Origin of the sequence: Piscinibacter sp. XHJ-5 (assembly GCF_029855045.1) — a bacterium.
GTDB lineage: Bacteria > Pseudomonadota > Gammaproteobacteria > Burkholderiales > Burkholderiaceae_C > Albitalea.
Map to the genome: position 1 here is coordinate 6,299,121 of NZ_CP123228.1, position 13,993 is coordinate 6,313,113.

The 13,993-nt window shown below is 69.7% G+C and carries 10 protein-coding genes; 6 read left to right on the forward strand and 4 right to left on the reverse strand.

All coding sequences use genetic code 11. The features are described 5' to 3' along the window. Positions 1 to 25: 25 nt before the first annotated feature. Positions 26 to 1,639: an ABC transporter substrate-binding protein gene (locus P7V53_RS29905; RefSeq protein WP_280153115.1), complete on the reverse strand. Its 1,614-nt coding sequence runs from the start codon at positions 1,637 to 1,639 to the stop codon at positions 26 to 28. A gap of 153 nt (positions 1,640 to 1,792) precedes the next feature. Further along, positions 1,793 to 2,779, reverse strand: a complete 987-nt coding sequence (locus P7V53_RS29910) for an AEC family transporter (protein WP_280153116.1) — start codon at positions 2,777 to 2,779, stop codon at positions 1,793 to 1,795. Positions 2,780 to 2,975: 196 nt separating this feature from the next. Between P7V53_RS29910 and P7V53_RS29915 the strand changes: the two genes are divergently transcribed. Further along, positions 2,976 to 5,195 (forward strand): serine/threonine-protein kinase, encoded by a 2,220-nt coding sequence (locus tag P7V53_RS29915; protein WP_280153117.1) that lies wholly within the window; start codon positions 2,976 to 2,978, stop codon positions 5,193 to 5,195. A gap of 6 nt (positions 5,196 to 5,201) precedes the next feature. On the opposite strand, the gene P7V53_RS29920 is transcribed toward P7V53_RS29915, so the two are convergent. Further along, positions 5,202 to 6,392 carry an FAD-dependent monooxygenase gene (locus tag P7V53_RS29920; RefSeq protein ID WP_280153118.1) on the reverse strand — a complete coding sequence of 397 codons (1,191 nt, stop codon included), beginning with the start codon at positions 6,390 to 6,392 and terminating at the stop codon, positions 5,202 to 5,204. 84 nt (positions 6,393 to 6,476) lie between these two features. Here P7V53_RS29920 and P7V53_RS29925 point away from each other — a divergent pair, with 84 nt between their 5' ends. Genes P7V53_RS29925 through P7V53_RS29945 form a run of 5 tightly spaced genes read left to right on the forward strand, consistent with a single transcriptional unit; the run spans position 6,477 to position 12,552 of the window. Further along, positions 6,477 to 7,505, forward strand: a complete 1,029-nt coding sequence (locus P7V53_RS29925) for an SPFH domain-containing protein (protein ID WP_280153119.1) — start codon at positions 6,477 to 6,479, stop codon at positions 7,503 to 7,505. A gap of 25 nt (positions 7,506 to 7,530) precedes the next feature. Continuing rightward, positions 7,531 to 9,123 (forward strand): DUF4178 domain-containing protein, encoded by a 1,593-nt coding sequence (locus tag P7V53_RS29930; RefSeq protein ID WP_280153120.1) that lies wholly within the window; start codon positions 7,531 to 7,533, stop codon positions 9,121 to 9,123. Positions 9,124 to 9,154: 31 nt separating this feature from the next. After that, a complete protein-coding gene (locus tag P7V53_RS29935; RefSeq protein WP_280156648.1) occupies positions 9,155 to 9,373 on the forward strand; it encodes a DUF350 domain-containing protein in 219 nt (72 codons plus the stop codon). 27 nt (positions 9,374 to 9,400) lie between these two features. After that, positions 9,401 to 10,954, forward strand: coding sequence for a polyamine aminopropyltransferase (locus tag P7V53_RS29940; protein WP_280153121.1), 1,554 nt, complete (start codon positions 9,401 to 9,403; stop codon positions 10,952 to 10,954). Continuing rightward, positions 10,954 to 12,552, forward strand: coding sequence for an FAD-dependent oxidoreductase (locus P7V53_RS29945; RefSeq protein WP_280153122.1), 1,599 nt, complete (start codon positions 10,954 to 10,956; stop codon positions 12,550 to 12,552). Before P7V53_RS29940 ends, P7V53_RS29945 begins: the two co-directional genes overlap by 1 nt. On the opposite strand, the gene P7V53_RS29950 is transcribed toward P7V53_RS29945, so the two are convergent. Beyond that, positions 12,535 to 13,950, reverse strand: coding sequence for an aminopeptidase P N-terminal domain-containing protein (locus tag P7V53_RS29950; RefSeq protein WP_280153123.1), 1,416 nt, complete (start codon positions 13,948 to 13,950; stop codon positions 12,535 to 12,537). The genes P7V53_RS29945 and P7V53_RS29950 overlap by 18 nt on opposite strands. Positions 13,951 to 13,993: the final 43 nt, after the last annotated feature.

The following is a 13,993-nucleotide window of genomic DNA, read 5'->3' on the forward strand; positions in this document are numbered from 1 at the left end:
ACCCCCATCGTGGGCTGGCTGCTTCCTACTTGGTCGACGTCAGGTCGACCTTGTTGAAGTAGTGATGCGCGGTGGCATCCATCTTGTAGCCCTTGACCTCCTTGCGCACCGGGTCGAAGCGCACCGAGTGGGCGATCGTGATCCACGGCGCCTCTTCCTTGACGATCTCCTGCGCCTTGGCATAGGCGGCGGCGCGCTCGGCCTGCTTGGGCACCGCCTTGGCCTTCTGGATCAGGTCGTCGAACTCCTTGCTGCACCAGCGCGCGACATTGCCGCCGCCCTTGACGGCCGGGCAGCTCAGCAGGTTGGCGAAGAAGTTGTCGGGATCGCCGTTGTCGCCCGACCAGCCGAACATCATGGAATGCTGCTCGCCGACCTTGCTGCGCTTGCGGTACTCGCCCCACTCGAAGGTCAGCAGCTTGGTCTTGACGCCGATCTTCTCCCAGTCAGCCTGGATCAGCTCGGCCATGCGCTTGCCGTCGGGGTTGTACGGACGCGTCACCGGCAAATACCACAGCTCCACTTCGGTGCCGCCGGCAAGGCCCGCCTTGGCCATCAGCTCCTTGGCCTTGGCGACGTCGTAGGGATAGTCGGTGACCTTGTCGTTGTACGACCAGAGCGTGGGGGGAATCGGGTTCTTCGCGACCTGGCCGGCGCCCTGGTACACCGCGTCCAGGATGGCCTTCTTGTTGACGGCCATGTTCAGCGCCTGGCGCACCAGCTTGTTGTCGAACGGCTTCTTCTCGACGTTGAAGGCGAGGTAGCCGACGTTCAGCCCCGGCGCCTGCACGAGGTTGATGTTCGGATCGTCCTTCATCAGCTGCACGTCGGCGGGCTTCGGGAACGCCATCACGTGGCACTCGCCGGCCTTCAGCTTCGCGTAGCGCACCGACGCGTCCGTGGTGATGGCATAGACGAGGTTGTCGATCTTCGGGCGGCCGTCCCAGTGCTGGTCGAAAGCCTTGTAGCGGATCACCGCGTCCTTCTGATAGCTCACGAACTGGAACGGGCCGGTGCCGATGGGCTCGCGGTCGATGACCTCGGGCGTCTTGGCCGCAGCCATCTTCTCGGCGTACTCGGCGCTGTGGATGGACGCGAAGTCCATCGCCATGTTCGCGATGAACGGCGCTTCCGGCTTCTTCAGCACGAAGCGCACCGTCATCGGGTCGACCTTCTCGACGCGGTCGACGACGTCCTTCACGGCCATGTCCTCGAAATACGCGTAGGTCTGGCCCGGCGAAGTCTTGTGGAACGGATGGTTCGGATCGGCCATCCGGTTGTACGAGAACAGCACGTCGTCGGCGTTGAAGTCGCGCGTCGGCTTGAACTTGTCGTTGCTGTGGAACTTGACGCCCTTGCGCAGCTTGAAGGTGTAGGTCAGGCCGTCGGGCGAGGCGGTCCAGCTCTCGGCCAGTGCGGGCACCACATTGGTCGTGCCGAGCTCGAACTGCACCAGCCGGTTGAACATGGGCACCGAGGAGGCATCGAGGGTGGTGCCGGTGGTGAAGAACTGCGGGTTGAAGCCTTCTGGGCTGCCTTCGGAGCAGTAGACCAGCGTCTTGGCGGCGAGGGCCGATCCAGCCGCTGCGAGCAGCGCACCGGCGACGAGCGCCTGAAGAGTGAAGCCGCGTGTTTTCATCGGGTGGTCCTGAAAGGTTGCGGGGACAACGGTGGAGAGCCGCCTTGTGAGCAGCGAGGGCGGGATGATAAGCCCGCTTTCGTGCGATTCTTCTCAGGGAAATCGCAAGTGGTCTAGGTCACCTGAGCGACATCTCGAACGCTGTCGGACGACTCAGCCGGAGCTCATCAGCAAGTTCAATACCGTGAGCCAGAACGGCGCCGTCAGTACAAACGCGAAGGTCGACAAGACGATCGCAGCCGTGGCTTCGGCCTCGAGCGTCTCGTAGCGCTGCGAGAAGATCAGCGCGTTGGAGCCCACCGGCAGCGATGCCGCCATCACGACCACTGCCAGTGCGAGGCCGTCGAGCCCCATGCCCCAATGTCCGATGACGAGCACCACGGCGGGGAGCACCAGCAGCTTGAGCACCGACAGCGCGATCGCGCCCTTGGCCGCGCCGCGCACGCCGTAGTAGGCGAGCGACATGCCGATCAGCACCAGGCACAGCGGCACCACCGCCTCGGCCATGGTGGCGAGCGTCTCGTCGACGATGGGTGGCAACGGGGGCAGCAGCGCGTTCCACACCAGGCCGGCCAGGACCGGCAGCACCACCGGATGGATGATGGTGTTGCGCGCCGTCTGGCCGAGCGTGTGCAGCAGATGGGTCTGCGCGTGGCCGGTGCGCCGACGCTCGCGCGCCAGGTCCAGTTCGACCAGCGCGGTGAGCACGGTCAGCAGCGTCAGCGCGTGCAGGCTGATCAGCGCGATGTGGATCGCCAGTCCGGCTTCGCCGAACAGCGCGGTGACCATCGGCACGCCGATCTGCAGCGTGTTGCCGAAGGTCGCCGAGATGGCCCGGACACTGGGCGCCGCCGCGGGGAGCCGGCGGCCGCGGTTCCAGCGCCGCTGCCACATGTACACGAGGCCGAGCATCAGCAGCACCGGCACGAAGAAGGCGGCCAGCGTGGCCCAGGGCAGCGTGCGGAAGTCGACCCGCGCGGTGGTGCGAAACAGCAACGCCGGGATGAAGATGTAGAAGGCGGCGTTCGACAGCGTGCGCGCTGGGTCGTTTTCGCCCAGCCAGCGCAGCCGCCCGGCCACCCAGCCGATGCCGACGATGACGAAGATGGCGAGCAGCTTCAGGAAGACTGTCGTCGACATGCCGGTGCAATGCGTTGAGTGCCTGGGAACACGGTTTGCTGTTCCGAGGTCCGAGGCCTGTTTTGCGAAGCGGGCAAGCATAGCCTTTGCCAGGTTGGACCCAGGTGCAACGGCAAGCGCCAAACATCACAAACGCGTACAGACGCCCGCCCGGCGCACCGCTTAAGCTGGCCTCGCAGTACCCGAGGTTGCATTGATGAAATCCCTCCCACGGACCGATTCCCCGGCGCCCCGGGCCAAAACCCCTTCCCCCATCGACACTCCATCCGCACCCGCCCGCGACGACGCGCTTGCGCCCGGCTCGCGTCTCGACGAATTCCGCATCGACAGCGTCATCGGCGCCAGCGGGTTCGGACTGGTCTACCTGGCCACCGACCTCGGCTTGCAGCGCCGCGTGGCGATCAAGGAATACCTGCCCGACACGCTGGCCGTGCGCGGCGACGACGGCGCGCAGGTGCGGCTGCGCGCCGGCTCGCACGCCGAGCCCTTCGAGCGTGGACGCCGCGCCTTCATCGAGGAGGCCCAGTTGCTGGCGCGCTGCGACCACCCCTCTCTGGTGCACGTGCTGCGCCACTGGGAGAGCAACGGCACGGTGTACCGGGCCATGCCGTACTACCCGGGCACGCCGCTGCTGAAGCTTCGCCAGTCGATGGACAACCCGCCCGACGAGGCATCTCTGCGCGCACTGCTCGACGGCCTGCTGGAGCCGCTGGCGATGCTGCACGAGGCCGGCTGCATTCACCGCGAGATCACGCCGTCGAAGATCCTGCTGATGCCCGACGACCGGCCCGTGCTGATGGACTACGGCGCGGCGCGACGCGCCATCGTCGGCGACCAGGCGCGCGCCCTGATGACGCTGCTGGCGCCTTCGTTCGCCCCGCTCGAGCAGACCCAGCCCGCGGTGAACCGGCCCATCGGCCCGTGGACCGACCTGTACGCGCTGGCCTCGGTGGTGCGCTACTGCATCAGCGGGCAGCTTCCGCCGCCCGCCGCGCTGCGCACGTTGCCGGCCGACGAGCCGATTGCGCGCCTGGTGGCGCGCCTGCAGGAGGCCGACCCCACGCGGCACTTCAGCGCGTCCTTCGTCGCCGCCATCGATGCGGCCCTTTCGCCCCGCCCCGAAGACCGGCCGCAGAACGTTGCCGAGTTCCGCGCCCTGCTCGACGACCATCCTGCGGCTGTCGACGGCGAAGGCGAGCCCGAGCCGGTGGAGACCGGCTGGGGACGCATCACGAACGACGACGAGCCGACTCTCGAGCCCGAAGCGCCGGCGCCGGCGCCCAAGGTCGCTCCGGTGGCCAAGGTCGACGTCCCGCTCGATCTGCCGGCCCGGCCGGCGGCCACCGCTGCACCCACGTTCGCGCCACCGGCAGCCGCGCGCCCGGCGTCGGTGCGAGACACACCGGTGCGCGACACACCGGTGCGCGACACGCCGGTGCGAGACACACCGGTGCGAGACACGCCGGTACGGGACACACCGGTGCGCGACACCCCCCTGCGAAGCGCGCCGGACGACGAGGGCGACACGGTGCCGGCCTTCGGCTACGCCGCGCCGCCGCTCGACCACGGCACCTACACGAACCGCGAGGACGAGCCGGTCTTCGGCGAGTCGGCCACGCAGCAGGAGCAGGCCGAGGGGCTGAACGCGCGTCCCGGCGACTACCGCGCCATCCCGCCCGACGCGGTGCTCGGCTTTCGCGAAGCGGCGCGGCGGCGCCGCCGCCGGGTCGCCTGGAGCATGGCCCTGCTGCTGATCGGCGCGGTCGGCGCCGGCCTGTGGTACCTGGACCAGCAGCAGCGGGCGGTCGACGCCCAATCGGCGTTCGCCCGGGCCGCCAAGGACGATGGGCTCACGGCGAACGTGCCGGCCGTTCCGCGCGCACCGGAGGCGAAACCCGCGCAGAAGCCCGCACCGACGCCGGCCCCGGCCGTGCAGACGGCCCCGCAGCCGGCTGCGCCTTCCGCCACTGCCGCAGCAGCGTCGGCCGCCGACGTGACACTGCCCCAGGCCCCCACGGCCGCCGTGCCGGCACCGTCCACACAGGCCCCGCCCGCCATGCCGTCGACACCCGCACCGGTCGCTCCGCCACCGGTCGAGCCGGCCGCCGTGGCGCCGCCGGTCACCACCGCCGCGGCCGACACCGCCGCCACCCGGGAGGCGCCGGCCGCCAGGCCCGGCACGCGCAATACGGTGGCAGGCTCAGGCACCCGCGCCCCCACCGCGCGGGCCGCCCCGCCGGCCAAGACGTCGGCCGCCGCCCCGCGCACGGCGCAACAAGCCAAAGGCCCGCGCGACCTGTGCGGCGACCGAACGCAGTTCTCGCTGTACCGATGCATGCAGACGCAGTGCGCGCAGACGCAGTGGTACCAGCACCCGAGCTGCAAGCGGCTGCGCTTGCGCGACGAAGTCGATTGAGCGGCGTTACCGGCTGCCGAACATCATCTGCCGCGCCAGCGCCGATTTCACCGGCCGCAGCGCCTGCAGCGCCGCCATCCCCAGCCCGCGCGCCGCGCCCGCACCCGGCAGCTGCCATGTGAAGCTGCGCGCCAGAAAGTCAGTGGCGGCGATCATCGCCCAGCGATCCGGCCCGCGCTTCCATTCGAGCCGCCGCAGCACGGCGTCGAGGTCGCTCGAGCGCGACAGCGCGCGCACCAGCTCGAACGCATCGCGCAGGCCCAGGTTCAACCCCTGGCCGGCCACCGGGTGCAAGGTCTGCGCCGCATTGCCGATGCGCACGGTGCGGCCTTCGGTCAGGCTGCGCTCGGCGTTCAGCCCGAGCGGAAAGCGCTTCAACGGCGACAGAGCGGCGAGGGGCCCGACCTCGGGGTGGAACACGGTGTTGAGCACGGCCAGCCGCTGGATGTCGCTGAGCTCGGCCACCGGGTCGTCATCGCTGTTGACGCACCACACCAGTCCGGCTCGGCCGTCCTTCAGCGGCAGCAGCGCGGCGGGCCCCTGGCGCGTGAAGCGCTCGTAGGCCACTCCCGGGCGCGCCGACGCCAGCGTGGCGGTGCCGACCCACGCAGTCTGGTGGTAGTCGTGGCTGACCGCCTTGCGCACCTGGTCGGAGAACACACCGCCTTCGGCCACCACCGCCAGATCGAAGCGCTCGGCGATCCCCGCATCGACCTCGACGCCGCTGGCCATCGGCTTGATGGCCGTCACCGGCGTGCCGAAGCGCGTGCCCAGGCGCCCGGGCTCGGCCTGCGCGGCGGCCATCCACGCCGCCTGCAGCGGCGCGACGATGGCGCCATAGCTCATCACCGCGCCCAGCATCGGCACCGCCTCGTCGATGGCGCGGATGCGCACCTCGGGCTCGCCGAGCCAGCCGCCCAGCATGGCGGGCAGCGACGGCGGCTGCTGCGACACGTGCACTTCGAGGATGCGCTGCGCCGCGTCGGCGTTCCAGGCGCCCACGCGCTGCAGCAGCTGCACGCTGCCCAGCGACAGCGCCAGCGTTCGTGGATCGCCGGACACGTCTTTCTCGGCCGGCCGGGCGTCGAACACCGTCACGCGCGCCTGCGGCAGCGCCCGCGCCGCGTGCAGCGCCAGCGTCAGTCCGACGGGTCCCGCGCCGACGACGGCCAAGCTCAGTGTCGGATTCGCGCTCACCTCTGGCTCCCGTCTTCGTTGAATGCCTGCGTCGTATTATTCGCCGCACCCGGGGGTTCCGGTTCACGACGAAGGGGATACGCCATGGCGCTGATGGATTTCATCAAGAAACAGTTCATCGACGTTCTCGAGTGGACCGAGTCGGGCGACGGAACGCTGGCCTGGCGCTATCCGATGGCCGGCAACGAGATCCAGTACGGCGCCTCGCTCACGGTGCGCGAATCGCAGATGGCCGTCTTCGTCAACGAAGGCAAGGTGGCCGACGTCTTCGCCCCCGGGCGCTACACGCTGAACACCAACACGCTGCCCATCCTCACCTACCTGCAGAACTGGGACAAGCTGTTCCAGAGCCCGTTCAAGAGCGACGTCTATTTCTTCAGCACGCGCCAGCAGATCGACCAGCGCTGGGGCACGACGCAGCCGGTGACGATCCGCGACAAGGACTTCGGCGCGGTGCGCCTGCGCGCATTCGGCAACTACAGCTACCGCATCGCCGATCCCAAGCTCTTCTACCAGCAGATCTCCGGCACGCGCGACATCTACACGGTGGGCGACCTCGACGGGCAGCTGCGTGCGCTGATGCTGCAGCACATCTCCGACGCGGTGGCCGGCAGCGGGCTGGCCTTCCTGGATCTCGCGGCCAACCAGGTGGAGTTCGCCAACCAGCTGCGCCTGGCCACGGCGCCGTCGTTCGAGGTGATCGGCCTCAAGCTCGAAGGCGTCACGCTGCAGAACATCTCGCTGCCCGAGGAGCTGCAGAAGATCCTCGACCAGAAGATCGGCATGGGCATGGTCGGCGACATGAGCAAGTTCATGCAGTACCAGACGGCGCAGAGCATGCCCAAGTTCGCCGAGGGCGCTGGCCAGGGCGGCGTGGTCGGCGATGCCATGGGGCTTGGGGCCGGCGTCGCGCTGGGCCAGGTCATGGCCAACCAGCTCAACCAGGGGCTGCAGGGCGCGCAGCCCGCGGCCGCCCCGGCGGCGCCGGCCGGCGTGAAGCCCGAGGAGGTCATGGCGACCATCGAGAAGCTCGCCGACCTCAAGGCCAAGGGCATCCTGACCCAGGAGGAGTTCGATTCGAAGAAGGCCGAGCTGCTGAAGAAGCTGGTGTGAGCCGCGACCGTCCGCACTGACGTCTTTGGCCACCGAGTCGCCTCCTCAGCGCAGCTACCGCGCCGCGTGCCCGAACTGCGGCGCGCCGGTCGACTTCCGCTCGCCGGCGTCCGCCTTCGCCGTCTGCAGCTTCTGCAAGAGCACCATCGTCCGCGAGGGCGACGCACTGCGGCGCATCGGCCAGAGTGCCGAGCTGTTCGACGACCATTCGCCGCTGCAGCTGGGCGCCGGCGGCACGCACCAGGGCGCCGCCTTCACGCTGGTCGGTCGCCTGCAGTACCGCTACCGCGACGGCACCTGGAACGAGTGGCACGCGCTGTTCGACAACGGCCGCAGCGCCTGGCTGTCGGAGGACAACGGCCGCTACGTGATGGCCTTCGATGCGCCACTCACGCAGGCACCGCCGCGTGCCGAAAGCCTGCAGCCGGGGCAGCAGCTCGTCGTCGAAGGACAGCCCTACGCGGTCGGCTCGGTCACCGCCGCCAGACTGATCGCCGCGCAAGGCGAGCTGCCGTTCGCGCCGCACACCGAGCGCGCCTTCGTCGTCGCGGACCTGCGCAGCGCGCGCGGCGAGGTGGGCACGCTCGACTACAGCGATGCGCAGGCACCGAAGTGGTCCATCGGCCGCTCGGTGGCGATCAGCGAACTCGCGATGACCGGCCTGGCCGACAGCGCCGAGAAGACGCTGTCGGCGCGCGGCATCGAATGCCCGAGCTGCGGCGCGTCGCTGGAGGTGAAGCTCGCGACGACGCAATCCATCGTCTGCCACCAGTGCCACGCGGTGGTCGACGTGTCGCAAGGGATCGGCGCGGACCTGGCGCATTTCGCGCAGGACAACGGCATGGAGCCGCAGATCCCGCTCGGGCGCATCGGCACGCTCACGCTGACCGCGAAGCGGCCGCTGCCGTGGCAGGTGGTCGGGTACGTCGAGCGCTGCGACATCCCCGACAGCGACGAGGACGAGCAGACCTTCTGGCGCGAGTACCTGCTGTACCACCGCACCGAAGGCTTCGCCTTCCTCGTCGATGCCGACGACGGATGGAGCTGGACCGCGCCCATCACCGGCACGCCGCAGAAGGCCGGCGACGGCATGAAGCACGAGGGTGTGACCTATCGCAAGCTGTACGACTACACCGGCCAGGTCACCTACGTCCTGGGTGAGTTCTACTGGCGGCTGGCGCGTCACGAGCGCACCTTCAACACCGACTACATCGGCACCGGCAACGCATCGAAGAAGCGGCTCAACCGCGAGCGCACCGGCAGCGGCGACACGCAGGAGATCGTCTGGTCCGCCGGCGAGACCCTGAGCGCCGACGAGGTGATCGCCGCCTTCAAGCTCGCGCCCGAGCAGCGCGCGGCGATGCAGAGGGATGCCGCGCCGACGACGATGCAGATGTCGCGGCTGATGAAGGTGGCGATCATCGTCTTCATCGTCATCGTGCTGCTGCTGATGTTCCGCTGCAGCAGCGGCGGCGGCGCGGCCGACTGCAGCGAGCTGCGCAACACCTACGGCGAGGCGTCCACCGAATACCGCACCTGCCTGGCCAACCAGCGCAGCGGATCGCGCACCGGCGGCGGATCGTACGGCGGCTTTTCCACCGGCGGCGGGCACAAGTAGCCGCCGCGACTCACCAGGAGCGTTCATCATGATGGGCATCGAATGGTTGAAACCCAGCGTCTTCTTCGGCTCGGTGCTGTACGCGCTGATCGGCGTCTTCGTGTTCTGGGTCTGCTTCCTGATCGTCGACAAGGTCACGCCGTACAACCTGTGGGCCGAGATCGTCGAGCGCAAGAACACGGCGCTGGCGATCGTCGTCGGGGCGATGGCGATCGCGATCGGCATCATCGTGGCGGCCGCCATCCACTAGCTCCGCTGCCGCCAGCGGCCTGATCCGATGTCCGCCGTTCCCGCCGCGGCCGCCGAAGCCCGCATCCGCCCTGCCGAAGTGGCGCTGCTCGCGTCGGTGTTCGTCGTCGCGGCATGCGGGCTGGTCTACGAGCTCGCCGCCGGCGCGCTCGCGAGCTACCTGCTCGGCGATTCGGTGCTGCAGTTCTCCACCGTCATCGGCGCCTACCTTTTCGCGATGGGCGTCGGCTCGTACCTGTCGCGGTTCTTCGAGCGCCAGCTCGTCGCCCACTTCCTGCGCATCGAGCTTCTGGTGGGCCTGGTCGGAGGCCTGATGCCGGCGGCGCTGTTCGCGCTGCACACGCTCGCCGCGCCGTCGTTCCGCTTCTCGCTGTACGCGCTGGTGTTGATCGTCGGCACGCTGGTCGGGCTGGAGATCCCGCTGGTGATGCGCATCCTCAAGCGCCACTTCCGCGAGCGCTATGCGCTCAAGCACCTGGTGTCGCAGGTGCTGACCTTCGACTACCTGGGCGCGCTGGCGGTGTCGGTGGCATTCCCGCTGCTGCTGGTGCCGCAGCTGGGGCTGATTCGCACCGGCGTCTTCTTCGGCCTGCTCAACGGCGGCGTCGCGCTGTGGGCGCTCTGGCTGTTCCGCGGCGAGCTGCGGCGGCTGCGCGCGCACGCGCTCGCCTGCGCCGCCACGCTGGCTTTGCTGCTGGCGGCTTTCGCCGGCGCCGATCGCGTGACCAGCTGGGCCGAGGACCGTTTCTACGGCGATCACATCGTCTACAGCGAGACGAGCGCCTACCAGCGGGTGGTGGTCACCTCCAGCCAGGCCGGGGTGCGCCTCTTCCTCAACGGCAACCTGCAATTCCACTCGCGCGACGAATACCGCTACCACGAGGCGCTGGTGCACCCGGCGATGGCCGCGCACGGTGCGGTCCGGCGCGTGCTGGTGCTCGGCGGCGGCGACGGCATGGCGGTGCGCGAGGTGCTCAAGCACCCGCTCGTCGAGCAGGTCACGCTGGTGGAGCTGGATCCGCACATCACGCGGCTGTTCGCCGAGCAGCCGCTGCTGCGCAAGCTCAACGGCGATGCGCTGCGCTCGGGCAAGCTCACCATCGTGAACGCCGACGCGTTCACCTGGCTCGAACGCAGCACGGCGCTGTTCGACGTCGTCATCGTCGATTTCCCCGATCCGACCAACTTCTCGATCGGCAAGCTGTACACCACCAGCTTCTACCAGCTGGTGGACGAGCACCTGAACGCCGGCGGCTATGCCGTCGTGCAGACCACGTCGCCGCTGATCGCGCGAAAGAGCTTCTGGACGGTGGCCGCCACGATCGAGGCGACGGGTCTGACGGCCACGCCGTACCACGCGCACGTGCCGAGCTTCGGCGAGTGGGGCTTCATCGTCGCGAGCCGCCGGCCGTATCGCGCGCCGGCGGCGCTGCCGCCCGGGCTGCGCTTCCTGGATGCGGACGGGTTGCCGGCGCTGTTCCGCTTCCCACCCGACATGGCGCGCGTGCCGGCCGAGGTGAACCGCCTGTCGAACCAGGTGCTGGTGCAGACCTTCGAGCAAGAGTGGGGCAAGGTTCACTGATGTGGTCGCGGCGGGCCTGGCTCGCAGGGGTCGCGGCGGCACTGGCTGCCTGCTCCAGACCGGCCGCTGTGCGCCATGGCGGCGCCTGGGTCGGCGCGCAGCATGCGCGCGGACATCGGCTGCGCGACACCAAGAGCGGCAGCCTGCCCGCGCCGGCGCTGAAGCGGCGCGCCAGCGTGCTCGTCATCGGGGCGGGCGTCGCGGGTCTGGGCTGCGCACGGGCCCTGCTGCGCGCCGGCGTCGACGATGTGCAGGTGTTCGACCTGGAGGACAGCGCGGGCGGCAACAGCCGCGGGCATCGCATCGCCGGCATGGCGTGCCCGCTGGGTGCGCACTACCTGCCGGTGCCGGGACCGCACGCGACCGAGGTGATCGATCTGCTCGACGACCTGGGCTTGCGCCGCTCCACCCCCGGCGGCCAGCCGGCCTACGACGAGCGCCATCTTTGCCACAGTCCGCAGGAACGGCTGTTCGTCGACGGTCACTGGCACGACGGACTGCTGCCGCCGATCGAGGCCCTGCCGCAGGGTGAGCGCGCCGCCACGCTGGCGCAGTACCGGCGCTTCGGCGAGCAGGTGCACGCGCTCGGACGCGACCACGCCTTCTCGATTCCCACCGCCCGTTCGGCCTGGCGCCCCGAGCTCGATGCGCTGGACGCGGTCACCTTCTCCCGATGGCTCGATGCGCAGCAGCTCGACGCCCCTGCGCTGCGCTGGTACCTCGACTACTGCTGCCGCGACGACTACGGCGCCGGCGCCGGCGAAGTGTCGGCCTGGGCCGGGCTGCACTACTTCGCCAGCCGCCATGGCTTTCATGCACCGGGGTCGGACGACGGCGAGCGCGATGCGGTGCTCACCTGGCCCGAGGGCAACGCCTGGCTGACCGGGCGCATGGCCGCGCCGCTGGGCGAGCGACTGCACACCGCGATGGTGGCGCTGCGCATCGGCGAGCGCCGCCACGAGATCGACGTGGATCTGTGGAACGAGCGCACGCAGCAGCTCGAACGCTGGACCGCGCCGAGCGTGGTGCTGGCGACGCCGCTGTTCGTGTCGCTGCGCCTGCTCGAACGGCCGCCCGCCGCGCTGCAGGCGGCCGCCTCGCAGATGCGCCATGCGCCGTGGCTGGTGGCCAATCTGCACCTGGACCAGGCACTGGACGACCATCCCGGCGCGGCGCCGGCCTGGGACAACGTGGTGTACGGCGGCGCGGGCCTCGGGTATGTGGATGCCATGCACCAGAGCACGCGGCCGCATCCCGGGCCGACGGTGCTCAGCGCCTATTGGTCGTGGGGCTCGGACCCGGCCTCGCGCCGCGCGCTGCTCGAGGGCTCATGGGACGAGTGGTCGGCGCGGGTCGTCGCGTCGCTCACGGGGCCGCATCCCGACCTGCCCGAAAAGCTCAGGCAGGTCGATCTGATGCGCTATGGGCACGCGATGAGCATCCCGCTACCGGGCGTGCGCAGCAGCGCTGCATTGCGGGCGCTGGCCGAGCCGCAGGGGCGGATCGCGTTCGCGCACAGCGATCTCTCGGGGTACTCCGTGTTCGAGGAGGCGCTGTTCCACGGCGTGCGCGCCGCGCGCCTACGAACGCATCAATGACTCGATGTCGTCGACTTCGACCGGTGCGTCGCGCGAGATCAGCTCGCAGCCTTGCGGCGTGATGACCGCATCGTCCTCGATGCGGATGCCGATGTGCCAGAACTTCTGCGGCACGCCTTCGGCCGGCCGCACGTAGAGGCCGGGCTCGAGCGTCACCGCCATGCCGGGCTGCAGGATGCGCGACGGCTTCTTGACCACCTTGCCACCGAGCCCGTCGGGCTGCTCCAGGGGCGCCTCGTCGAGCGCGAGGTACTCGCCCACGTCGTGCACGTCGCGGCCGATCCAGTGGCCGGTGCCGTGCATGTAGAACTGCCGGTAGGCGGCGCTCTCGATGACCGCATCGACGTCGCCCACCTTGTTGCGGTCGAGCAGGCCGCTGTCGAGCATGCCCTGGGCGAGAACGCGCACTGCCGCGTCGTGGGCGTCGCGGTGGCGCGCCCCCGGCCGCGTGACGGCGATGGCCGCCTTCTGTGCCGCCAGCACGATCTCGTACAGCTCGCGCTGCGGCGCGGTGAAGCGGCCGGTGGCCGGAAAGGTGCGCGTCACGTCGCTGGCATAGCCGTCGACCTCGCAGCCGGCGTCGATCAGGCACAGCTCTCCGGGAAGCAGCGGTGCGTCGCCCGCGGCGTAGTGAAGCACGCAGGCGTTGGCGCCGGCCGCGACGATGGAGGTGTAGGCCGGGCTCTGCGCGCCGTTCCGGCGGAATTCGTGCAACAGCTCGGCCTCGATCTCGTACTCGCGCACGCTGGCCGCACCGGCACGGAATCGCTCGGCGCAGAAGCGCATCGCGCGCGAATGGCCGGCGGCCGAGATTCGCGCGGCGCGGCGCATGATCTCGATCTCGCCGGCATCCTTGATGAGCCGCATCTCGCCCAGCAGCACGCCCAGGTCGCGCTGCGACTGCGGGGATTCGACCCCGTAGCGGCCGCGCCGCCGCACTTCGGCCAGCCAGCCTTCCAGGCGCGCCGGCAGCTCTGCATGCACGCCGAACGGGAACCACAGCGTGTGCTGGTTGGCCAGCAGCTGCGGCATGCGCGTATCGAGCTCGCCGATGGGATAGGCCTCGTCCACGCCGAGCGCAGCCGGCGCCGCCTCGGGCCCGAGCCGAAAGCCGTCCCAGATCTCGTGCTCGGTGTCCTTGGGACGGCAGAACAGCGTGCTGCGTCCGCTGCTGGTGAGCACCAGCCAGGCCTGCGGCTCGGTGAAGCCGGTCAGATGGTGGAAATGGCTGTCGTAGCGGTACGGAAAGTCGTTGTCGCTGTTGCGCTGCCGCTCCGGCGCGGTGGGCACGATGGCGATGCCGCCGCCATCGCGGGCCATCGCACCTGCAATGAGGGTGCGCCGGTGCACGGTGACGGCATCGGCGAGGGAAACCGGATCGCGGAGCAAAGCATTCATCCGACGATTGTCACACCGGCGGTCACGCTTGCGGGCGTTCCGC

What these genes read in the sequence shown, in the direction of transcription:
- P7V53_RS29935 (WP_280156648.1), top strand. Translation starts at nt 9,155, where the DNA reads ATGGGCATCGAATGGTTGAAACCCAGCGTCTTCTTCGGCTCGGTGCTG.
- P7V53_RS29905 (WP_280153115.1), bottom strand. Translation starts at nt 1,639, where the DNA reads ATGAAAACACGCGGCTTCACTCTTCAGGCGCTCGTCGCCGGTGCGCTG.
- P7V53_RS29925 (WP_280153119.1), top strand. Translation starts at nt 6,477, where the DNA reads ATGGCGCTGATGGATTTCATCAAGAAACAGTTCATCGACGTTCTCGAG.
- P7V53_RS29910 (WP_280153116.1), bottom strand. Translation starts at nt 2,779, where the DNA reads ATGTCGACGACAGTCTTCCTGAAGCTGCTCGCCATCTTCGTCATCGTC.
- P7V53_RS29940 (WP_280153121.1), top strand. Translation starts at nt 9,401, where the DNA reads ATGTCCGCCGTTCCCGCCGCGGCCGCCGAAGCCCGCATCCGCCCTGCC.
- P7V53_RS29945 (WP_280153122.1), top strand. Translation starts at nt 10,954, where the DNA reads ATGTGGTCGCGGCGGGCCTGGCTCGCAGGGGTCGCGGCGGCACTGGCT.
- P7V53_RS29950 (WP_280153123.1), bottom strand. Translation starts at nt 13,950, where the DNA reads ATGAATGCTTTGCTCCGCGATCCGGTTTCCCTCGCCGATGCCGTCACC.
- P7V53_RS29915 (WP_280153117.1), top strand. Translation starts at nt 2,976, where the DNA reads ATGAAATCCCTCCCACGGACCGATTCCCCGGCGCCCCGGGCCAAAACC.